The sequence below is a fragment of the Geodermatophilus sp. SYSU D00703 genome, assembly GCF_054050155.1.
Window position 1 is genome coordinate 71,395 of the sequence record NZ_JBJGYU010000003.1, and the last position, 18,276, is coordinate 89,670.

Genomic DNA, 18,276 nt, shown 5'->3' on the forward strand with positions numbered 1-18,276 from the left:
ATGCTCCCGCCCCGCCGCGTGCGCCGGATCACCGGTCCGCTCCTCGTCGGCGCCCTGGTGGCCGCGGTCGTCCTGCTTCCGGCGCTCGTGGTCGTGGCGGTGGTCGTCTCGGTGTGGTTGCCGGGGCGCTGGCGGGCGCTGCGGCTGTTGTGCTTCGCGCTGGTGTACCTGGGGATCGAGGTGGTCGGTCTCGCGGCGGCGGGGGCGCTGTGGGCGCTCAGCGGCTTCGGCCGGCGGCTGGACTCGCCGTCGTCCCGGGCGGCCCACTACACCGTCCTGCGCCTCCTGCTCGACGTGCTCATGCGGGTGGCGCAGCGACTGTTCACCCTGAGCCTGGTCACCGACGGCACGTCCTGGTCGCCGCTGGACGACGGGGTGCCCGGCTCGACGAACGCGATGGTCGTGCTCTCTCGCCACGCTGGTCCGGGCGACTCGTTCCTGCTCGTGCACACGCTGATGAACCGGGACCACCTGCGCCAGCCGCGGATCGTGCTCAAGGACGTGCTGCAGCTGGACCCGGTGATCGACGTCTTCCTCAACCGGTTGCCCAACCACTTCGTCCCGGCAGATCCGGCCGGGCGACACCGCTCCGAGGAGGCCATCGCCGACCTCGCCCGCGACCTGGGCGAGGAGGACGCGCTGCTGATCTTCCCCGAGGGCGCCAACTTCACCCCCCAGCGGCGGTTCCGGGCCATCCAGCGGCTGCGCGACCGAGGGCTGGCGTCCGCGGTCCGCCGGGCCGAGGCGATGCAGCACGTGCTACCGCCGCGTCCGGCCGGGGTCGTCGCGGCGCTGCGCGCAGCCCCGCACGCCGATGTCGTGTTCGTCGCGCACACCGGGCTGGAACACCTGAGCACGGTGCGCGACCTGTGGCGGAACCTGCCGATGGACAAGACCCTGCACCTGCGCTGGTGGTTCGTCCCGGCCACCGACGTCCCGCGCGACGAGACCGAGCAGCCCGACTGGCTCTACCACTGGTGGGAGGCCATCGACGAGTGGATCGAGACCACTCGGCGACAGGAACCGGCGCAGGACGGTGGCGAGCGACCAGCCGGGGTCCGAGCCGATGGTCGATGGCCGGCGCCCCGCCGACGGGCCCGTTCATGAGGCGGGCCGATCCGGTCTGCCGGTGCTCGGGCCACGGGCGACTCCGCGGGACGAGGCCGGGCACGTCGGCCGGCTGACGTGTCCCTGGTCGGTGCCGTTCCCTCCGGGCTGAGGAGTCGACCCGACACCCGTGCCTGGGCCGACCGCAGGCGGACGCGAACCGACAGCTACCGGCCCGTGGGGAAGAGCGGGCGGAGGGCCAGTGGCGGCCTGAAGGTCTGCCAGGCCGTCTCGGGCATCCCGAGTCGGTCGGCCAGCAGCCACAGCACCGCCGGGTTGTGCGCCAGGCCGAGGTGGCTGCCACGCACCTCGACGTTCTCCCGTCGTGGCCGCGGCTCGTACGTGCACCAGGACCAGTGGACGATGCCGTCCGCCCGGGTGTACACCGAGGTCGCGGGCACGCGGAGTGAGCCGCGCTCGGCCCACGGCCGGGGCAGTGTCGCGACGCCGCGAGACACGTGGGCCGTCCGGTCGACGATGCGCGACGCAGTCCGCAGCCACGGAGCCCCGCGGACCACCGGGCTCCCGAGAGTGACGATCCCGCGGATGCTCCCCGGGGTCGCTCTGGCCAGCTCCTGGGCGTACAGCCCGCCGAGGCTCCAGCCGACCAGGCTCACCCGCCGTCCCGAGTCCCGGCGCAACTCGGCGACGCGTGCGCGCAGTTCCCGGACGACGCGCCCCGTGCTACCCCGGTTCGTACCCAGGCTCCAGCCGGAGACGTTGTGGCCGAGGGCGCGCAGCACGTTGCGGAGGAGCAGGGTGGCCGGATCGCCGGCGAGCAGTCCCGGCAGGACCAGGACGGGATGGCCGTCGCCCCGGCGCGCCGTCGTGAGCAGCGGCCAGGTCGTCAGGAGTGCTGCGAGGTCCAGTCCGGCCCGCGGTGCCTCGGTGAGGAGTCGGGTCCGGGAGGGGACGCGCAGGGTCGGGGTCACCCGGACAGCATCCCCGGACGGCGTCGACGTCTCGTCGACCGTGCACTGCGGAACTGCACACGCACACGCCTGCGGCTCGAGGTCGCCCGAGTGCAGTCTCGTGCACGGCGCCCTTCGTCCGCTGAGCCCGATCGGACCCGCCGACTGGTCCCGCCTCGGCCGAGGCCGGTGCGGGCACGCGCACGTCGGTCCCGAGGGCCACTGGCGGCTGGGTCGTGCCGGGGACGGCGGCTGCTGATCGCCCGTACGGCTGACCTGCGGTTTCGGTTGCCGGGCACCGGGGAAGGGCCCGGCTCCGCTGCCGATCTGGAGGAGGAGCCGTGCCCCAGCAGGACCCACGTCCGCTCTCGCCCGAGGAACTCGCCGCCGAGACCGCCGCGCCGCTGCCCGACAAGGAGGTCGTCTCGCTGCTCGACCTCAACGCCGACCTCGATCTGGCCATCGACGCCGCGGCACCGATCGACCTGGCCGTGGCCGCCAACGCCAACGTCGCCGCCCCGATCGACGCCGCGGTCGCCGCCAACGTGCTCTCCACGGACTCGACCGCCCAGGCCCTCGCCGACCAGGGGGCCCTGATCGACCAGGGCATCACCGGTGAGGCCACGGCGACCGCGCCGCAGGACTCGACGATCGACCAGGTCGGCAACGACGCGGCGGCCGGTGACGCGGCCGTGCCCAGCGGCGATGCGGCGGCTGTGCCCGCCCCCACGGCCCCGGACGGCGGCGCGGGCACCACCGAGGTCGGCGATGCGCTCTCCGGCGATCTGCTCGACGTGGACGTGGACCTGAACGCCGACGCCGACATCGCCGCGCCGATCGCCGGCGCGGTGGCCGCCAACGCCAACGTCGCCGCCCCGATCGACGCGGCCGTCGCGGCGAACGTCGGCTCGGTCGGCTCGGAGGCGGTCGCGGTCGCCCAGCAGGACGCGATCATCACGCAGGACATCAACGCCGACGCGACCGCGACAGCCGACCAGCAGTCGTCCATCGACCAGTGACGGCCCGCGGATGACCGATCCGCGCACCCGCCCGATCGCCGTCCCCGTCGCCGCGCGCGCGGCGGCGGGGACCGACGGCGAGGTGCTCACGCACGCCGACGGCGTGGAACTGCTCGGCGAGGTCCCCGGCTCCGGCTACCGGCGTCCCCCGGCACTGACCCGCCGCGGTGACGGTCAGGTCGTCACCCTGACCCCGCTGCTGTACACCGTGCTCGCCGCGGTCGACGGACGGCGGACCGTCGGCGAGGTCGCCGAGGCGGTAGGGGCAGCGACCGGCCGGCTGGTCCGGCCCGACGACGTCCGGCAGCTGGCCGAGCGGTCGTTGCGGCCCCTGGGGCTGCTCCGCCTGGCCGACGGCAGCCAGCCCCGCGTGGAGAAGGCGAACCCGCTGCTCGCGCTGCGGTTCCGGCGCGCGGTCACCGATCCGGCGCGCACCCGCCGGCTGACCACGCCGTTCGCCGTGCTGTTCTCGCCGCTCGTCGTGGTCCCGGTGGTGCTCGCCTTCGGCGCGGTCTCCCACTGGGTGCTCTTCCACGAGGGCCTGGCGGCGGCCGCTGCGCAGGCGTTCGCGGTCCCGAGCCTGTTCCTCGCCGTGGTCGCGCTGACGGTCCTCTCGGCGGGATTCCACGAGTTCGGGCACGCCGCAGCCGCGCGCTACGGCGGTGCCACCCCCGGCGCGATGGGCTTCGGTGTCCACCTCTTCTGGCCGGCCTTCTACACCGACGTCACCGACAGCTACCGGCTCGGCCGGGCTGGGCGGGTGCGGACCGACCTGGGCGGCCTGTACTTCAACGCGATCGTCGTCCTGCTGTCGTTCGCCGTCTGGTGGCTCAGCGGCTGGCACGCGGTGTTGCTGCTGGTGGCCACGCAGATCCTGCAGATGGTCCGCCAACTCGCCCCGCTCCTGCGTTTCGACGGCTACCACGTGCTCGCCGACGTCACCGGGGTGCCGGACCTCTACCAGCGGATCGGCCCCGTGCTCTCCGGGCTGTTGCCCGGCCGGTGGCGGCAGCCCGAGGCGACAGCGCTGAAGCCGTGGGCACGGGCAGTCGTCATCCTGTGGGTCCTGCTGGTCGTCCCGCTCATGTCAGTCTCGCTGCTGCTGATGGTGGTCGCGTTGCCGCGGCTGCTCGCCACGGCGTGGTCCGGTGTGCAGCGCCAGGCGTCCCTGCTGGGCGCCGCGTTCGAGGACGGCGACATACTCGGCGTGCTCGCCCGAGGGCTCGGGATCGTCGCGCTGGTCATCCCGCTGCTGGGACTGGCGCTCGTCCTGGGCCGGGTGCTCGTGCGCGCGGTGGCCGGCGTCCGCCGGCGCACCGCCGGGCGGCCGCTGGTGCGCGCGGTCGCCGTCGCGGTCGCCGCGGCTGTGCTCGCCGGCCTGGTCTGGGCCTGGTGGCCCGAGGGGGACCGGTACCGCCCGATCCGGTCGTACGAGGGCGGCACGGTGCTGGACGCCGTCCCCGCCGCCAGCAGCGGTGAGCTGGGAGCGGCGGAGGGCGACCTCGGGCAGGCGCTGACCATCTGGCCCGACGAGGGACCGCTGCCCACGGCGGACAGCCCCGCCCTCGCGCTCGTGCTCACGCCTGCAGCCCAGAGCTCTGCCGAGGGCCCCACTGCCGAGGACCCCGTCGCCGGGGACCCCCCTGTTGAGGACTCTGCCGCCGAGGACCCGGCCCCCGAGGGATCCGCCGGCGAGGACCCCGGCCCGGCGTCCGCTGGGGCGGCGGTCGACGCGCCCACGTGGGTGATCCCCGTCGATCGGCCGCTGCCGCCCGGCGACGGCGACAACCAGGCACTCGCCGTCAACACCGAGGACGGCTCGGTGCGCTACGACGTCTCGTTCTCCTTCGTGTGGGTCGAGGACGACATCGCGTCGAACCGCAACGAGGCCTACGCCCTGGCCGCCTGCACCGGCTGCCGCACCGTGGCCGTGGCCTTCCAGGTCGTCGTCCTGCTCGGGTCGGTCGACGTCGTCGTGCCGGAGAACGTGGCGGTCGCCGTCAACTACGCCTGCATCGACTGCGTGACCTACGCGCTGGCGACGCAGCTCGTGGTCAGCGTGCCAGGACCGCTCGATGGGGAGGCGGCGCGCGAGCTCGCCGCGATCTGGGACGAGCTGCGACAGTTCGGTGAGCAGATCGAGGGCGCGCCGCTCTCCGAGCTGCAGGGGCGGCTCAAACGGTTCGAGGAGCGGTTCCTCGGCGTCGTCCAGCGGTCCGCGACCGAGGCGCCCCCGGTTGCGGGGGACGCCGCACCGACCGACCCGGGAGCGGGGTCCGCGGGTGAGACCGAGTCCGCGGGCGGCGGCACGTCGACCCCCGACACTGACGAGCCCGCGCCTGCGGAGGAGACCGGGACCGCGCCCCAACCGGCCCTGTCGACCGCGTCGGCCACGCCTGAACCGGTTCCGTCGACCACGGCTGAGGAGGAGGACGCGACCGGCTCACCGGCCGCCGAGCCGACCGCCACGGCACCCGCAGGCGGCGCCGCTCCGGCCGAACCCACACCGACGACGGCCGGCGCCACGGACTGAGTCGCATGCTGCGCGGGGGAGGTCTGCCGTCGGCGGGTTGCGCCGCCGATCGCGTCGGCGCCGGCTCTCGTGGCGCTGCGGCGGCCGGGTTCTGTGCGGACACCGCCCCGGCACCGGGCACGATCGCGGGCGGGTCGAACGGGACGGCCGTCGCATGGCTCACGACGTGACCCGTCCCGTCCCGGGTGGGGTCCCCGCTGCGGCACGACCCGGCTGTCCCGGTAGGTGGTCGCTCTACGCGTTCTCGGCGGACACTCCAGACTCCGGGTGCCGACGGAGGCCCACGGCCGACGACCGCGGGCTCTCGACGCCGCGGGGCTCAGTTGCCGTGGAACGCGGCCCCGTGGGCGCCGGCCGGGCCGCGCCCGCCGGCCGGGCGATGCGTCCGGGCTCGTGCCAGCTTCTCCTGGCGCCGCGCGAAGAGCACCGTCCCGATCAGGAAGAGCCCGGAGACGATGAGCACGACGGCGGTGAACGCGTTCACGAACGGCAGGTCCACCCCCATGAGGGCGAGTACGCCCAGCACGACGAGCACCAGCGCGGCCAGCACCGCACCGGCAGCCCGCCACGGGCTCTGTGCGACCTCCTCGACACCCTGCTTCGCCTTGTCCTTGGCGTAGTCCAACGGCTTCTTCGCCCAGGGGAACCGCGTGGCCAGCACGGCGAGGCCGGCGGCGACCAGCACGAAACCGGGACCGGGGAGGACGAGCAGTGCGATGCCGGCGAGGGTCAGCACGCCGCCGAGGACGGCGACCACAGCGGTCTTCACACCCCAGGTGATGCCCGACCGACCCGGTCGGCATGCGACACACCCGGCCCCGGCGCGACCCGCCGGCAGCCCGAACGGCGCCACTGCGGCCCGCGTGGTCGGCGAGCCCGCGGCTCGGACCCATCTCCGCGATCCGGTCCCGCTCACCTCCGGGGTCCGGAGCGGATCCGAGAGGCGCGGGGCGTCATGATGAGGGCACCCGCCCCGAGAGGAGAACACCCCGGGTTCCTGAACTGCAGGAGTCCCGGGCGAGCCGGTGCCGAGGGGCGACACGCTGCACACGCACACGACTCGCCGTATGACGGTGGAGGTCCGTCGATGAGGCGTGGACGTCGGCACGGACCCGAGCGTCGCGGAGGCGGCGGTCCACATGGGGCTCGTAGACGTGCTACTGGCCGGGGTCGAGGCTGACGATCATGCGTGGGATCCCCGATCCACCGCCGACAGCGCCCGGCCGGCCGAGCCCGTAGCTGACTGTGAGACCGGCTTGATGTGGGCGAACGCGCTGCGGGCGTTCCAGCTGGGGAAGGCCCTGACGAGCTGAGATGGACCGTGGAGCTGGATGCGGCTGTCGCGACAGGCCTCGGCCCAGCTGAGCTGGCCTGCGTGCCACTTGACGAAGGCCTCGGCTTCAGCCGTGACGTACAGGTCCTCGTCGAGTCCGGGGTACTCCTTGCAGATCTCGGTGTCGCCGTACTCGATGATCAGCCAGTACCGCTCGTGGCGAGCGCGACCCGTGAAGTCGAAGCGGATGACGACGCGTGTCTCAGGGAGCCGGTCGCGACGGAGTGCGTTGCACATCGACCACAGCGCCACGAAGGGGTCGAGGTGCTCAGGGGCGATCTCGAGCCAGTGGGCGCCCCACTCGCCGAGCGACATGCAGACAGCGAACAGGTCGTGACCCGAGGGTGTGAGCTCGTAGTGGCGCCCGCGCCCGTCAGGCTTGACTGCCGACTCGACGATGCCCAGCCGTTCGAGGTGCTTGAGTCGCTGCGAGAGCAGGGTGCGGGAGAGCCCGGGCGCGCCCTCCAGGATCTCGCAGAAGCTCCCGCACCCGAGATGCAGGTTGCGGATGATCAGCGGCGTCCAGCGCTCGGCGAAGATCTCGGCGCCACGAGCGATGGGGCAGTACTGGCCGTACGTCCGCACACCGCCACTGTCGCGCTCCGGTCAGCGGCGGGGAAGTCCAGATTCTTGACTCCACAGCCGCGATCCGCGGTGGTCCGATGACGCCGTCGGCATCCGTGACGACACCGGCCGGCGAGCACGTCGGTCGACTGCGTGAGGAGGTGGCCACGATGGAGATCGACGGGTTCCGAGGCGAGCTGATCGCCGCCGGCCACGCCGAGTACGACACGGCCCGAGCTGTGTGGAACGGCATGATCGAGCGGCGTCCCGAGGTCATCGCCCGGTGCAGTGGGGCCGCGGACGCGGCCGCGGCCGTGCGCTTCGCCCGGGACCACGACCTCGAGATCGCCGTACGAGGCGGGGGCCACAACGTGGCGGGCACCGCGGTGTGCGACGACGGCATCGTCGTCGACCTCGCCTCGATGCGGGCTGTGTGGGTCGACCCGGCCGGCTGTACCGCCCGGGTGCAGGGGGGCGCCCTGTGGGGCGATGTCGACCACGAGACGCAGGCCCACGGGCTGGCCACGACGGGGGGCATCGTGGGCCACACCGGTGTCGGCGGGCTGACCACGGGCGGGGGCATCGGCTGGCTCATGCGCAAGCACGGGCTGGCCATCGACAACCTGCTCGCCGCCGAGGTGGTCACCGCCGAGGGCCGCATCGTCCGGGCGTCCACCCATGAGCACCCCGACCTGTTCTGGGCGCTCCGAGGGGGCGGCGGCAACTTCGGCGTCGTCACGTCCTTCCAGTTCGCGCTGCACCGGGTCGGCCCGGTGGTGACGGCGGGGCCCGTCTTCTGGGCGGCCGACGACACCGCCGACGTGCTGCGCTTCTACCGGGACTTCACATCCGGGGCTGCCGACGAGCTCGGCACCGTCGTCCGGCTCGGCACCATCCCGCCGCTGCCGGTCATCCCCGAGGAGCTGCACTGGCGGCCTGCGATCGCCGTCGGGTGCTGCTACGCGGGCGCTGTCGAGGACGGCGAGCGGGCTGTGCAGGACCTCCGCGGGTTCGGGTCGCCGCTGATCGACCTGATCTCACCCAAGCCGTACGTCGACCATCAGCGAAGCCTCGACGACACCGTGCCCCACGGTTGGCACTACTACTGGAAGGCCACGAACCTCGACGGACTCTCCGACGACGCGATCAACGTCATCGCCGGTCACGCCTACGCCGCCAACTCGCCGCGGACGTACGCGGCGATGTTCCACTCCGGGGGCGCGGTCGCTCGAATCCCGCGGGATGCCACCGCCTACGCGGGACGCGACGTCGCCCACAACCTCGTGATCGACGGCGCATGGCTCCCCGAAGAGTCCGACGAGCTCGCAGCGGCCGAGACGTCATGGGTGCGGGGATTCCTCGAAGCGCTCGAGCCACACCGCGCCGCCAGCGTCTACGTCAACTTCTTGGACGCCGACGAAGGCACCGCCCGTGTTCGAGAGGCGTACAGCGACGACGAGAACTTCCAGCGGCTCGTCGATGTCAAGGCGAAGTACGACCCCGACAACGCCTTCCACGTCAACCAGAACATCCGGCCCGAGTGAACGGGGCGCGGCCTGACCTCGGCCCCATCCGGAACAACGCAGCACCAGGGCAGCAATGAGCGATGTCCCGGGACCCTGGCCCGGGTCCCGGGACATCGCGTCTGTGTGCCCGAGGGGCCACTCGGTACACGCGCACACGCCTGACGCGGTGAGGCGGTCGGAGGCACGGCAACTGGGCGACCCCGCACTCACGCATCCAGTCGCTCACGGTGCCCCGCATCCCAGCGGTGGAGCGGCGGCGCAGACACCGGATGACGACCGCCCACGGCAGCCGCGGCCGAGCACGTACCTGCGCCGCCCGTTCGTGTCGATCAGGGGTCAGAACCGGCCGCGGTACAACGAGCAGCCGGCGCACACCGGGGGTGGGGTGTCGGTGAGCAGAGCAGTGCGGAACTCCGCATATGCCTCGCCGGTCCAGATCTCGGCGAGGTCGGCATCGGTCAGGCTCCCCATCGACACCCGGTCGTCGCCCATGACCATGCAGCACGGCTGGACCGAGCCGGAGCTCGTGATGTAGGCCGCGTCCCAGGGCCAGCTGCAGCCGGGCTCGCCGGGTTCGCGAACCGGCGGCTGCCCGTACGGAGTGGGCAGCCGCAGGCGCACGCCGCAGCGCTCGGCCTGGTCCCGGGCCGCCGCGAAGACGGTTGCGACGTCGGCCGGAGCGACGTGCTCGAGAGACTCGGCGTGGGCGAACGCCCGGATCTCGGCGTAGCCGCCTGCCGGATCGGTGTCCCCGAAGTCGTGCGACAGGTCCTGCACGTGCAGTTCATCGACCTCCCACTCGGCGAGCAGCCGCACGAGATCGGGCAGTTCGCGCACGTTTCGTCGCATGGCCACGAACACCACCCGTACCCACGGCTTGTCCGCCCCGGCCGCTCGTTTCGCCGCCTGCAGACCGCGCAGGTTCCGGGCGACCCTGTCGAACTCCGCGCCGGCCCGGATGCCCTCGTAGGTCTCGGCAGTGGCGCCGTCGAGGGAGACGTGCAGCCAGTCCAGCCCGAGCGCGACGAGGCGTTCCGCTCGGTCGCGCGTCAGCAGCATCGCGTTGCTGTTGAACCCGACCTCGATGCCCCGCTCCTTGGCGTACGCGACCATCTCGAGCAGGTGCGGCTGCAGCAGCGGCTCACCGAGCCCCTGCAGGGTCAGCCGCGTCAGTCCCGGGGTGCCGTCCACCAGTCGCCGGAACAGTTCGATCGGCATCGCCCCGTGGGTCCGGTTGACCGCCGGTCGGTAGCTGACCAGGCACATGGCGCACGACAGGTTGCACGCCGACGTCACCTCCAACTGCAAGTGACGCGGCAGGGGAGGGGAACTGAGGGACCCGGGGGCGCTGGGCATGTCTGAGCGCCTTTCTCGCCAGGAGACCGTCGAACTGCGCGGGGTCGGATCGGGGGGAGGTGGTTGGCCGGCTCGGCAGTCGAAGCTACCGCTGCGTCTCCCAGGGCGCTGTGTGAGTCGGCGGAGAGGCGTGTCCGCGGCTCGGTCGGCCACCGGACAGGGCTCGGGTGCGGCGATTCGTCCCCGTTGATCGCCGTCGGCGCTCGACGGAGGTTCGAGCGGCCGCCGGGGCGCGTCGGTCCACGCCCGCGTCGAAGCAGGGAGCGCCGACGTCGACATGGACCACCCGTCGCCGTGACGGTGGACGGCAGCGGGACGTCGTCGGCAGCGGGCTACGGTCGGGGGTCGTGACCAGCCCCGAGCGCGAGTTCGTGACCGCGCGCCGCGACGACCTGCACGCCGATCTCGACGCCTGGCTGCGGATCCCGTCGATCTCCGCCGATCCCGCGCACGCCTCCGACGTCGCCCGCAGCGCCGAGTGGCTGGCCGAGGCGCTGCGCCGGGTCGGCTTCCCGACGGTCGAGATCTGGCCGACGCCCGGCGCGCCCGCGGTCTACGCCGAGTGGCCGTCGGGCGACTCCGGAGCCCCGGTCGCGCTCGTGTACGGGCACCACGACGTGCAGCCGGTCGACCCGCTGGAGCTGTGGGTCCACCCGCCGTTCGAGCCGACGGTCGTCGAAGGGCCGGACGGCCCGGAGCTGCACGCCCGCGGCGCGATCGACGACAAGGGCAACGTCGCCATGCACCTGCTCGGCATGCGCGCCCACCTCGCCGCGACCGGTCGGGACACCCCGGCCGTGACCGTGAAACTGCTCGTCGAGGGCGAGGAGGAGTCCGGGTCCCCGCACCTCGCCGCGCTGCTGGAGGAGCGGCGGGCCCGGCTGGACTGCGACGTCGTCGTCGTCAGCGACACGGGCATGGCCGCTCCCGATCTCCCCAGCGCCGTCGTCTCGATGCGCGGGCTGGCCGGTGCGCAGATCACTCTCCGCGGGCCGGGGGTCGACCTGCACTCCGGGTCCTTCGGCGGCGCCGTCGCCAACCCCCTGCACGCCATGGCCGAGCTGCTGGCGAGCCTGCACGACGAGGAGGGCCGGGTCACGCTGCCCGGCTTCTACGACAAGGTCCGCCCGCTGTCCGACCGCGAGCGCGAGCTGATGGGCCGGGTGCCGTTCGACGAGCAGGCGTGGCTGGCCGGGCCGGCGGCGGGCTCCGCGGCGTACGGAGAAGCCGGGTTCAGCACCCTGGAACGCACCGGCGCCCGGCCCACCGCGGAGGTCAACGGCATGTGGGGCGGCTATCAGGGCCCGGGTCACAAGACGATCATCCCGGCCGAGGCGCACGCGAAGATCAGCTTCCGGCTGGTGGCCGACCAGGCACCTGCAGACATCGCCGACCAGGTCCGCGCCTGGGTCGACCAGCGGCTGCCCGAGGGGGTCACCGCCGACGTGCTGATCGAGAAGGCCGGCGTCGCTCCGTGCGCCAGCGACCTCGACTCGCCCGGCATGGCCGCCCTGCGGCGGGCGATCGCCCAGGCCTGGGACGGCGATCCCGACGAGGTGCTCTACCTGCGCGAGGGCGGCAGCGGACCGGAGGCCGACCTGGTCGAGGAGCTCGGCGCTCCGCTGCTGTTCCTGGGTGCGGGGCTGCCCACCGACCGGATCCACTCGCCCAACGAGCGGGTGCTGCTGCCCATGCTGCACCGCGGGGCCGAGGCGGCTGCGCACCTGTGGCGCGAACTCGCAGGCATCCCTCGCCGGACTTAGGATCCGTCCGCGTCCGCCCAGGTCACTGAGGCGAACCGGGAGGCCCCGCCACCGTTGGAGGAGCGTCGATGTCCGACCACCGGCACCTCATCGGGCTGCTGCTCGGGACCGAGGAGGACTGGCCCACCGCCTTCGAGGCGATCGTGCGCCGCCTCGGCACCGTGCACGACGGGACCGGCGACGCTCACCACTACGACACCGAGCGGATCACGGTGGAGCCGTTCGACCTGTGCGCCAAGCCGCGCTACGACCTGGTCATCGACCGCCTGGCCTACTGGTACTACCACCCCCGTGAGTGGCTGAAGAAGGCCGCGCTCATGGACGACGTCTACCTGCTCAACAGCCCCTTCACCTTCCAGAGCATGGAGAAGCACGCGGCGTACTGCGCCATGCTGCGGCTGGGGCTGCACGTGCCGGACACGGTGCTGGTGCCGTACAAGGACCCGCCCGACCACGCCAAGTACGCGTACACGGCGGAGAAGTACAACCGGCCGTTCGACCTGGGGGCGATCGCCGAGCGCATGGGCTATCCGCTGTTCATGAAGCCGTACGACGGGGGCGCGTGGGTGGGGGTCACGATGATCCGCAACCCCGAGGAGCTGCAGCGGGCATACGACGCCTCCGGGCAGCGGCTGATGCACCTGCAGAAGGCGGTCGCCGGGTACGAGGTGTTCGCGCGGAGCTTGTCGATCGGCCCCGAGACCATGGTCATGAAGTTCGACCCCGACCAGCCGATGCACGGCCGGTACTCGGTCGCGCACGGCTTCCTCGACGCGGCCACGGGCGAGGAGACCGTCACCATCGGGCGGCTGGTCAACGCCTTCTTCCGCTGGGAGTTCAACTCCTGCGAGACGCTCATCCGGGACGGCGTCGTCTACCCGATCGACTACGCCAACGCGTGCCCGGACATCGCGCTGACCAGCCTGCACTACTACTTCCCCTGGGCGCTGAAGGCGCTGGTCCGCTGGTCGGTCTACTGCACGTCCACCGGACGGAGGCCGCGGTACGACCTGGACACCCGTCGCTACTTCGACATCGCCGACCGGTCCGACCTGGACTACACCGAGAAGCTCCGCGCCTACCGGGGTCTGGCCGACGAGTACTTCCAGGTGGAGGCGTACGCGGACTTCTGCGCCAGCCGCCTGGCCCACCTCGACGCGGTGGTGCTCGACTGGGTCCGCAGCCCCGACTTCGACCGGCTCCTCGTCGACACGGTGCGGTCGACGTTCCCGGCACACGAGCACGACCACTTCGTCGAGCACTACCGGGGGCTGCTCGGCATGTGGATGCGCGACGAGGAGAACCGCCTGAGCAGCTGAAGGACCCCTCTGCCCCCCTCCGCTCGCAGGCTCGCGGCGGGCCCCGGCAGAGGGGCCGGGCGCTAGTCCAGAGGCCAGTCGGCGACTGGGATGTTGGCGTGCATGAGCTCGCTGTAGCGCTGCAGCACCTCCCGCAGGGCGTCGCGCCGGTCCAGCGGCTGCCGCTCGCGGTCGATCCGGTGGAACGTCTCGACCTGCCACTCCGCGCCGTTCCGGTAGGCGGTGCAGCGTCGCTCGACGACGCCGAGCAGCCGGTCGACGACCGCGGTGTCGACGTCCCACTCGGCCAGGCCCTGCTGCGCCATCGGCAGCAGCCGGCGCAGCACGAGCTCGGTGACCGGCACGGTGCCGAGCCCCGGCCAGTACAGCTGGGCGTGGATGCCGTGCCGCGCCCCCTCGGTGAAGTTCTCCTCGGCCGTGGCGAACGACATCTGCGACCACACCGGCCGGTCCTGGGTCGCGAGGGTGCGCAGCAGCCCGTAGTAGAAGGCGCCGTTGGCGAACACGTCGACGATGGTCGGGCCGGCCGGCAGCACCCGGTTCTCGACCCGCAGGTGCGGCCGGCCCTCGTGGATGTCGTACACCGGCCGGTTCCAGCGGTAGATGGTCCCGTTGTGCATCCGCAGCTCGGACAGCCGCGGGATGCCGCCGCGGTCCAGGACGGCGGCCGGGTCCTCCTCGTCGCAGACCGGGAGCAGGGCCGGGAAGTAGCGCACGTTCTCCTCGAAGTGGTCGAACACCGAGGTGATGAACCGTTCGCCGAACCACACCCGGGGGCGGACGCCCTGCTCCTTGAGCTCCTGCGGCCGGGTGTCGGTCGCCTGCTCGAACAGCGCGATGCGCGTCTCGCGCCAGAGCTCCTTGCCGAACAGGAAGGGCGAGTTCGCGCCGAGCGCCACCTGGACGCCGGCGATGCACTGCGCCGCGTTCCAGTGGGCCGCGTAGTCCTGCGGGCTCACCTGGAGGTGGAACTGGGTGCTGGTGCAGGCGGCCTCCGGCGCGATCGTGTCGGCGTGCAGGTCCAGCCGCTCGGGACCGTCGATGGAGATGTGCAGGTCCTCACCCCGCGCGGCGAAGATCTGCTCGTTGATCAGGGCGTACCGAGGGTGGGCGGTGATCGCGTCACCGGTGAGGTGCTCGGGCCAGAGCGTCGGCAGCGTGCCGATCATGACGATGTGCGCCCCGATGTCCCGGGCGCGGTCCTCGGCCTGGTTCAGGCTGGCCCGCAGCTCGGTCTCGAGGTCCGCGGCGGCCGCCCCGGCCAGGGTGCTGGGGCGCACGTTCATCTCGATGTTGAACTGGCCCATCTCCGCCTGGAACACCTCGTCGGCGATCGCGGCGAGGACCTCCTCGTTGCGCATCGCCGGGTCCTGCCGGGCGTCGACCAGGTTGAACTCGATCTCCGTGCCCGTCAGCGGCCGCTCGAAGTCGAACTTCGACTCGTTGAGCATGCGGCCGAACACGTCCAGGCACTGCCGCAGCTTCTCCCGGTAACGCAGGCGGTCCGCGCGCGAGAACGTCCGGGCCTGGACCTCTTGCCCCACGATGGTCGCCTCCCATCGCTGCACCAGTGGCGTCAGGTTGGCACAGAACCCGCTGCTCTGCCGCGTTTGTCGCGGCCGACCGGCCGTGTCAGGGTGACCGACGTGAAGCAGACCGGGAGCTGGTACTCCGAGCGGCTCGAGCAGCCGATCGGGCTGGCCCGGTGGGGTCACTACGGCACGCCGGTCCTGGTCTTCCCGACGGCGGGCGGGGACGCCGAGGAGATCGAGCGCAACGGCCTCGTCGACGCCTGCCTGCCGCTGATCGAGGCCGGCCGGATCAAGATCTACTCCTGCGACAGCGTGGCCGGCCGCGCGATGGTGGCCGAGACCGGCTCACCCGAGTACCGCATGTGGCTGGCCGACCAGTACCACCACTGCGTGCGCCACGAGGTCGTGCCCGCGATCCGGTCCGACCTCGGCGGGTCGGAGGTCCCCATCGTCACGGCGGGGGCCTCCATCGGCGCCTTCAACGCCGTCGCCGTCCTCTGCCGGTTCCCGGACGTGTTCGGCGCGGCCGTGGGCATGAGCGGCACGTACCGCCTGCAGCGGTTCTTCGACGGCCGGTCCTCACCCGAGCTCGACGCCGCCTCGCCGGTGGTCTTCCTCCCGGGGCTGGACGGCGACCGGCTGGCCGTGCTGCGCACGCGCTTCGCGATCATCGCCTCCGGGCAGGGGGCGCACGAGGACCTGGGGGAGTCCTGGGCGGTGGGCCATGCGCTGGGCCGGATGGGCGTGCCGAACCGGGTCGACCCGTGGGGCGAGGAGTGGCCGCACGAGTGGCCGACCTGGCGGCGGATGCTGCCGCAGTACCTCGACGAGGTGCTGGCTCACTCCGCGTAGAGCTGGAAGTCGCGCGCGAACGCCTCGGTCATCTCGATGACCGGCTGCAGCTCGGGATGCCGGACGACGACCATCCCGTCACCGGTCACCGTCGAGCGCCAGTCGCGGCGCGGCGTGCCGACCGGCAGCAGGTCCATCAGCGCCACGTGCTCGCCGTACCGGGCCAGCAGGTCGTCGAGGCCCTCGGACCGGGTGATCCGGCCCTCGCCGCGGGCGCGCTTGAACACCGCGCCCGCGTTGTACCTGTGCTCGAGCGGCTGCATGCCGCCGTGCACGACGGCCTGTGCCCAGCCGACGTAGGTGTCGCCGTCCGTGGCGAAGTTCATGACGTCGACGACGCGGGCGCCCGGCGGCCGGGCCCCGATCTCGCCGAACACGGCCTCGCCGTCGGCCTTGAGGTACCACTCCATGTGCGTGAAGCCGGACCGGAAGCCGAGCGCGGCGAGCACCTCCTGGCCCATCCGCCGTCCGCCGGCCAACTGGGGCACGGACAGGTCGCGCAGCGAGATCGACACCGGGCTGACCCACTCGTGCATGCGCATCTGCAGCGGCCGCGGCCGGTACCAGAGGACGTGCTCGAACAGGATCCGGCCGTCGGCGCAGATCGTGTCGAAGGTGAACTCCTCGCCGTCGACGAACTCCTCGACGCTGACCTCGGGCACGTGCCGCAGCAGCGGCAGGACGTCGGTCAGCTCCGGCGGGGAGTCGACCCGGTAGGTGTCGGCCGAGCCGGCGCCGGCGACGGGCTTGACGATCAGGGGGTACCCGACCTTCTCCGCGGCGTCCCACACCTCGGCGACCGTGCGGGCGCTGACGTGCCACGGAGTCCGGATGCCGGCGGCGTCGAGCACGCGCTTCATCAGCTCCTTGTCGCGGAAGGGGAGGGTCTGCTCGACGGTGAGGCCGGGCAGGCCGAACGTCTCCCGGATCCGCGCCGCCAGGATCATGTACGGCTCCCACAGGCACTCCACCTGGTCGATCGAGGCGTGCTGCGACAGCCCGCGCAACGCGGCGAGCACCGCCGCCTCGTCGGCCAGGTCCACGTGCTCGTAGTGCGCCATCGACGAGCGGGCCGCCTCGGGCAGCGCGTCGGGTGGCTGGTCGCCCACCCCGATGACCCGGGCGCCGACCCCGGCCAGCGCCCGGGTGAAGTACGCCATCTCGGCCGGGTAGCCGGGGGAGAGCATGACGACGTTCATCGCACCTCCAGGTCGTCTCGTCCGCTGCGGTCAGGCCTCGGCGAGCTCGATGCGGACCCCGCTGACGAGCCGGTGCAGGGCGTCCTCCACCACCGCGGTGTCGGGGTCGCGCACGATCGCGTACCCCTCGCCCAGGTAGTCGCTGCCGGCGGGCTGCCCCGGCCGCGGCAGGCGGGCCTCCACGACGAGGTGCCCGATCTGTTGCTGGACGGCGTCGATGCCGTGCACCGCGCGCACCCGCCCGCGCCCCATGCCGCGCAGGTAGGCCGTTCCGGACGCGAACCTGCGCTCGGGCACGTCGAACCGGCCGAGGAGCACGAGCTCGCTCCAGGCGCGGTAGAGGTCGAAGTCGTGCGCGTAGCCGTGCATCGAGGTCAGTTGGGCACCCGGCGGCCGGGCGGCCACCTCCGAGATCGCGACCGAGCCGTCGGGCCGGGCGAACCACTCCATGTGCGTCAGCGCGTCGGTGACCCCCAGCGCCTCCAGCGCCGCCGGCCCCCACCGGTGGATGCCCTCGTACCGCGGGCCGGTGATGTCGCGGGGCAGCACGACCGTCCACTGGATCCACGGGTTGCGCAGGACCTCCAGCGGCGGCGGGCGGTAGTCGGCGATCGACGACCACACCGTCGAACCGCCGACGGTGACGCTGTCGAAGGTGTGCTCCTCGCCGGTGAGGAACTCCTCGAGCAACGCGGGGGCGTGGTCGCCGAGCGGCACGGCGGCCAGCCAGCTCCGGAGCATGTCGCCGTCGTCCAGCCGGTACGTCGACTGGGCGCCCGCACCGGCCGGTGGCTTGGCGACCAGCGGGAAACCGACCGCGTCGGCGAAGGCCGTCGCCTGACCCGGGCTGCGCACGAGCGCGTGCCGGGCGCAGGGGATGCCGGCGGCCTGCAGCACTTCCTTCATCTGCGACTTGTCCCGCACGTTGACCGCGGTGCGCACGTCCATGCCCTCGATGGCGAGGGCCTCGCGGACCTCCGCGAGGGGCACCTGCAGCTGCTCGAGGGCGCCGACGAGCCGCTCCACCCGGCCGATCTGCCCCTGGAGGCCGTTCACCGCCCACGCCAGCTGGCGCGGGTCGAGCGCGTCGTCCACCCGCCAGTGACCGGCGAGGCGCTGGCGCAGGTCCGGGGGGATCCGGTCGACCGGCTCGCAGGTGACCAGCCCGAGGCGGACGTCCGGCAGGTCCGCGGCGACCGACACGAACCGCTGCGTGGCCTCCAGCAGGTACGGCGCGACGAAGGCGGCGACGACCATGCGCG

At 72.8% G+C, this 18,276-nt stretch carries 14 protein-coding genes; 7 read left to right on the forward strand and 7 right to left on the reverse strand.

The genetic code is table 11. From position 1 onward, the window contains the following. The gene (locus ACI782_RS05515) at positions 1-1,107 is read left to right on the forward strand and encodes a lysophospholipid acyltransferase family protein (protein WP_456906914.1); all 1,107 of its coding nucleotides are present in this window, start codon (positions 1-3) and stop codon (positions 1,105-1,107) included. A gap of 167 nt (positions 1,108-1,274) precedes the next feature. Here ACI782_RS05515 and ACI782_RS05520 read toward each other — a convergent pair whose 3' ends face one another. Then, on the reverse strand, positions 1,275-2,039 hold the full coding sequence (locus ACI782_RS05520; RefSeq protein ID WP_456906916.1) for an esterase/lipase family protein: 765 nt from the start codon (positions 2,037-2,039) through the stop codon (positions 1,275-1,277). Between the two features lie 320 nt (positions 2,040-2,359). Between ACI782_RS05520 and ACI782_RS05525 the strand changes: the two genes are divergently transcribed. Continuing rightward, on the forward strand, positions 2,360-3,037 hold the full coding sequence (locus ACI782_RS05525) for a hypothetical protein (RefSeq protein WP_456906918.1): 678 nt from the start codon (positions 2,360-2,362) through the stop codon (positions 3,035-3,037). Positions 3,038-3,047: 10 nt separating this feature from the next. Next, positions 3,048-5,570, forward strand: a complete 2,523-nt coding sequence (locus ACI782_RS05530; protein ID WP_456906920.1) for a hypothetical protein — start codon at positions 3,048-3,050, stop codon at positions 5,568-5,570. A 319-nt stretch (positions 5,571-5,889) separates the two neighbouring features. On the opposite strand, the gene ACI782_RS05535 is transcribed toward ACI782_RS05530, so the two are convergent. Then, positions 5,890-6,339 carry a PGPGW domain-containing protein gene (locus ACI782_RS05535; protein ID WP_456906922.1) on the reverse strand — a complete coding sequence of 150 codons (450 nt, stop codon included), beginning with the start codon at positions 6,337-6,339 and terminating at the stop codon, positions 5,890-5,892. A 414-nt stretch (positions 6,340-6,753) separates the two neighbouring features. Beyond that, positions 6,754-7,488 (reverse strand): winged helix-turn-helix transcriptional regulator, encoded by a 735-nt coding sequence (locus ACI782_RS05540; protein ID WP_456906924.1) that lies wholly within the window; start codon positions 7,486-7,488, stop codon positions 6,754-6,756. 95 nt (positions 7,489-7,583) lie between these two features. Between ACI782_RS05540 and ACI782_RS05545 the strand changes: the two genes are divergently transcribed. After that, positions 7,584-9,011: an FAD-binding oxidoreductase gene (locus tag ACI782_RS05545; RefSeq protein WP_456906926.1), complete on the forward strand. Its 1,428-nt coding sequence runs from the start codon at positions 7,584-7,586 to the stop codon at positions 9,009-9,011. A gap of 318 nt (positions 9,012-9,329) precedes the next feature. Here the strand turns inward: ACI782_RS05545 and ACI782_RS05550 are convergent, their stop codons facing one another. Further along, on the reverse strand, positions 9,330-10,628 hold the full coding sequence (locus ACI782_RS05550; protein ID WP_456906928.1) for a radical SAM protein: 1,299 nt from the start codon (positions 10,626-10,628) through the stop codon (positions 9,330-9,332). Positions 10,629-10,696: 68 nt separating this feature from the next. Here ACI782_RS05550 and ACI782_RS05555 point away from each other — a divergent pair, with 68 nt between their 5' ends. Then, positions 10,697-12,112: a dipeptidase gene (locus tag ACI782_RS05555; protein WP_456906930.1), complete on the forward strand. Its 1,416-nt coding sequence runs from the start codon at positions 10,697-10,699 to the stop codon at positions 12,110-12,112. Positions 12,113-12,180: 68 nt separating this feature from the next. Next, on the forward strand, positions 12,181-13,431 hold the full coding sequence (locus tag ACI782_RS05560; RefSeq protein WP_456906932.1) for a hypothetical protein: 1,251 nt from the start codon (positions 12,181-12,183) through the stop codon (positions 13,429-13,431). Between the two features lie 62 nt (positions 13,432-13,493). Here ACI782_RS05560 and ACI782_RS05565 read toward each other — a convergent pair whose 3' ends face one another. Further along, positions 13,494-14,975, reverse strand: a complete 1,482-nt coding sequence (locus tag ACI782_RS05565) for a hypothetical protein (RefSeq protein ID WP_456906934.1) — start codon at positions 14,973-14,975, stop codon at positions 13,494-13,496. Positions 14,976-15,077: 102 nt separating this feature from the next. Between ACI782_RS05565 and ACI782_RS05570 the strand changes: the two genes are divergently transcribed. Next, entirely contained in the window at positions 15,078-15,815 is a 738-nt protein-coding gene (locus ACI782_RS05570; protein WP_456906936.1) for an esterase family protein, read from the forward strand. Here ACI782_RS05570 and ACI782_RS05575 read toward each other — a convergent pair. Both ACI782_RS05575 and ACI782_RS05580 read right to left on the reverse strand, forming a co-directional pair. After that, the gene (locus ACI782_RS05575) at positions 15,803-17,014 is read right to left on the reverse strand and encodes an ATP-grasp domain-containing protein (protein ID WP_456906938.1); all 1,212 of its coding nucleotides are present in this window, start codon (positions 17,012-17,014) and stop codon (positions 15,803-15,805) included. The two genes, ACI782_RS05570 and ACI782_RS05575, sit on opposite strands and share 13 nt — an antisense overlap. 30 nt (positions 17,015-17,044) lie before the next feature. Next, entirely contained in the window at positions 17,045-18,271 is a 1,227-nt protein-coding gene (locus ACI782_RS05580) for a hypothetical protein (protein ID WP_456906940.1), read from the reverse strand. Positions 18,272-18,276 lie beyond the last annotated feature (5 nt).

Bases quoted from the DNA above. Each gene is read 5' to 3' on its own strand.
- ACI782_RS05575 (WP_456906938.1), bottom strand. From the start codon at position 17,014: ATGAACGTCGTCATGCTCTCCCCCGGCTACCCGGCCGAGATGGCGTAC.
- ACI782_RS05580 (WP_456906940.1), bottom strand. From the start codon at position 18,271: ATGGTCGTCGCCGCCTTCGTCGCGCCGTACCTGCTGGAGGCCACGCAG.
- ACI782_RS05550 (WP_456906928.1), bottom strand. From the start codon at position 10,628: ATGTCGACGTCGGCGCTCCCTGCTTCGACGCGGGCGTGGACCGACGCG.
- ACI782_RS05560 (WP_456906932.1), top strand. From the start codon at position 12,181: ATGTCCGACCACCGGCACCTCATCGGGCTGCTGCTCGGGACCGAGGAG.
- ACI782_RS05530 (WP_456906920.1), top strand. From the start codon at position 3,048: ATGACCGATCCGCGCACCCGCCCGATCGCCGTCCCCGTCGCCGCGCGC.
- ACI782_RS05515 (WP_456906914.1), top strand. From the start codon at position 1: ATGCTCCCGCCCCGCCGCGTGCGCCGGATCACCGGTCCGCTCCTCGTC.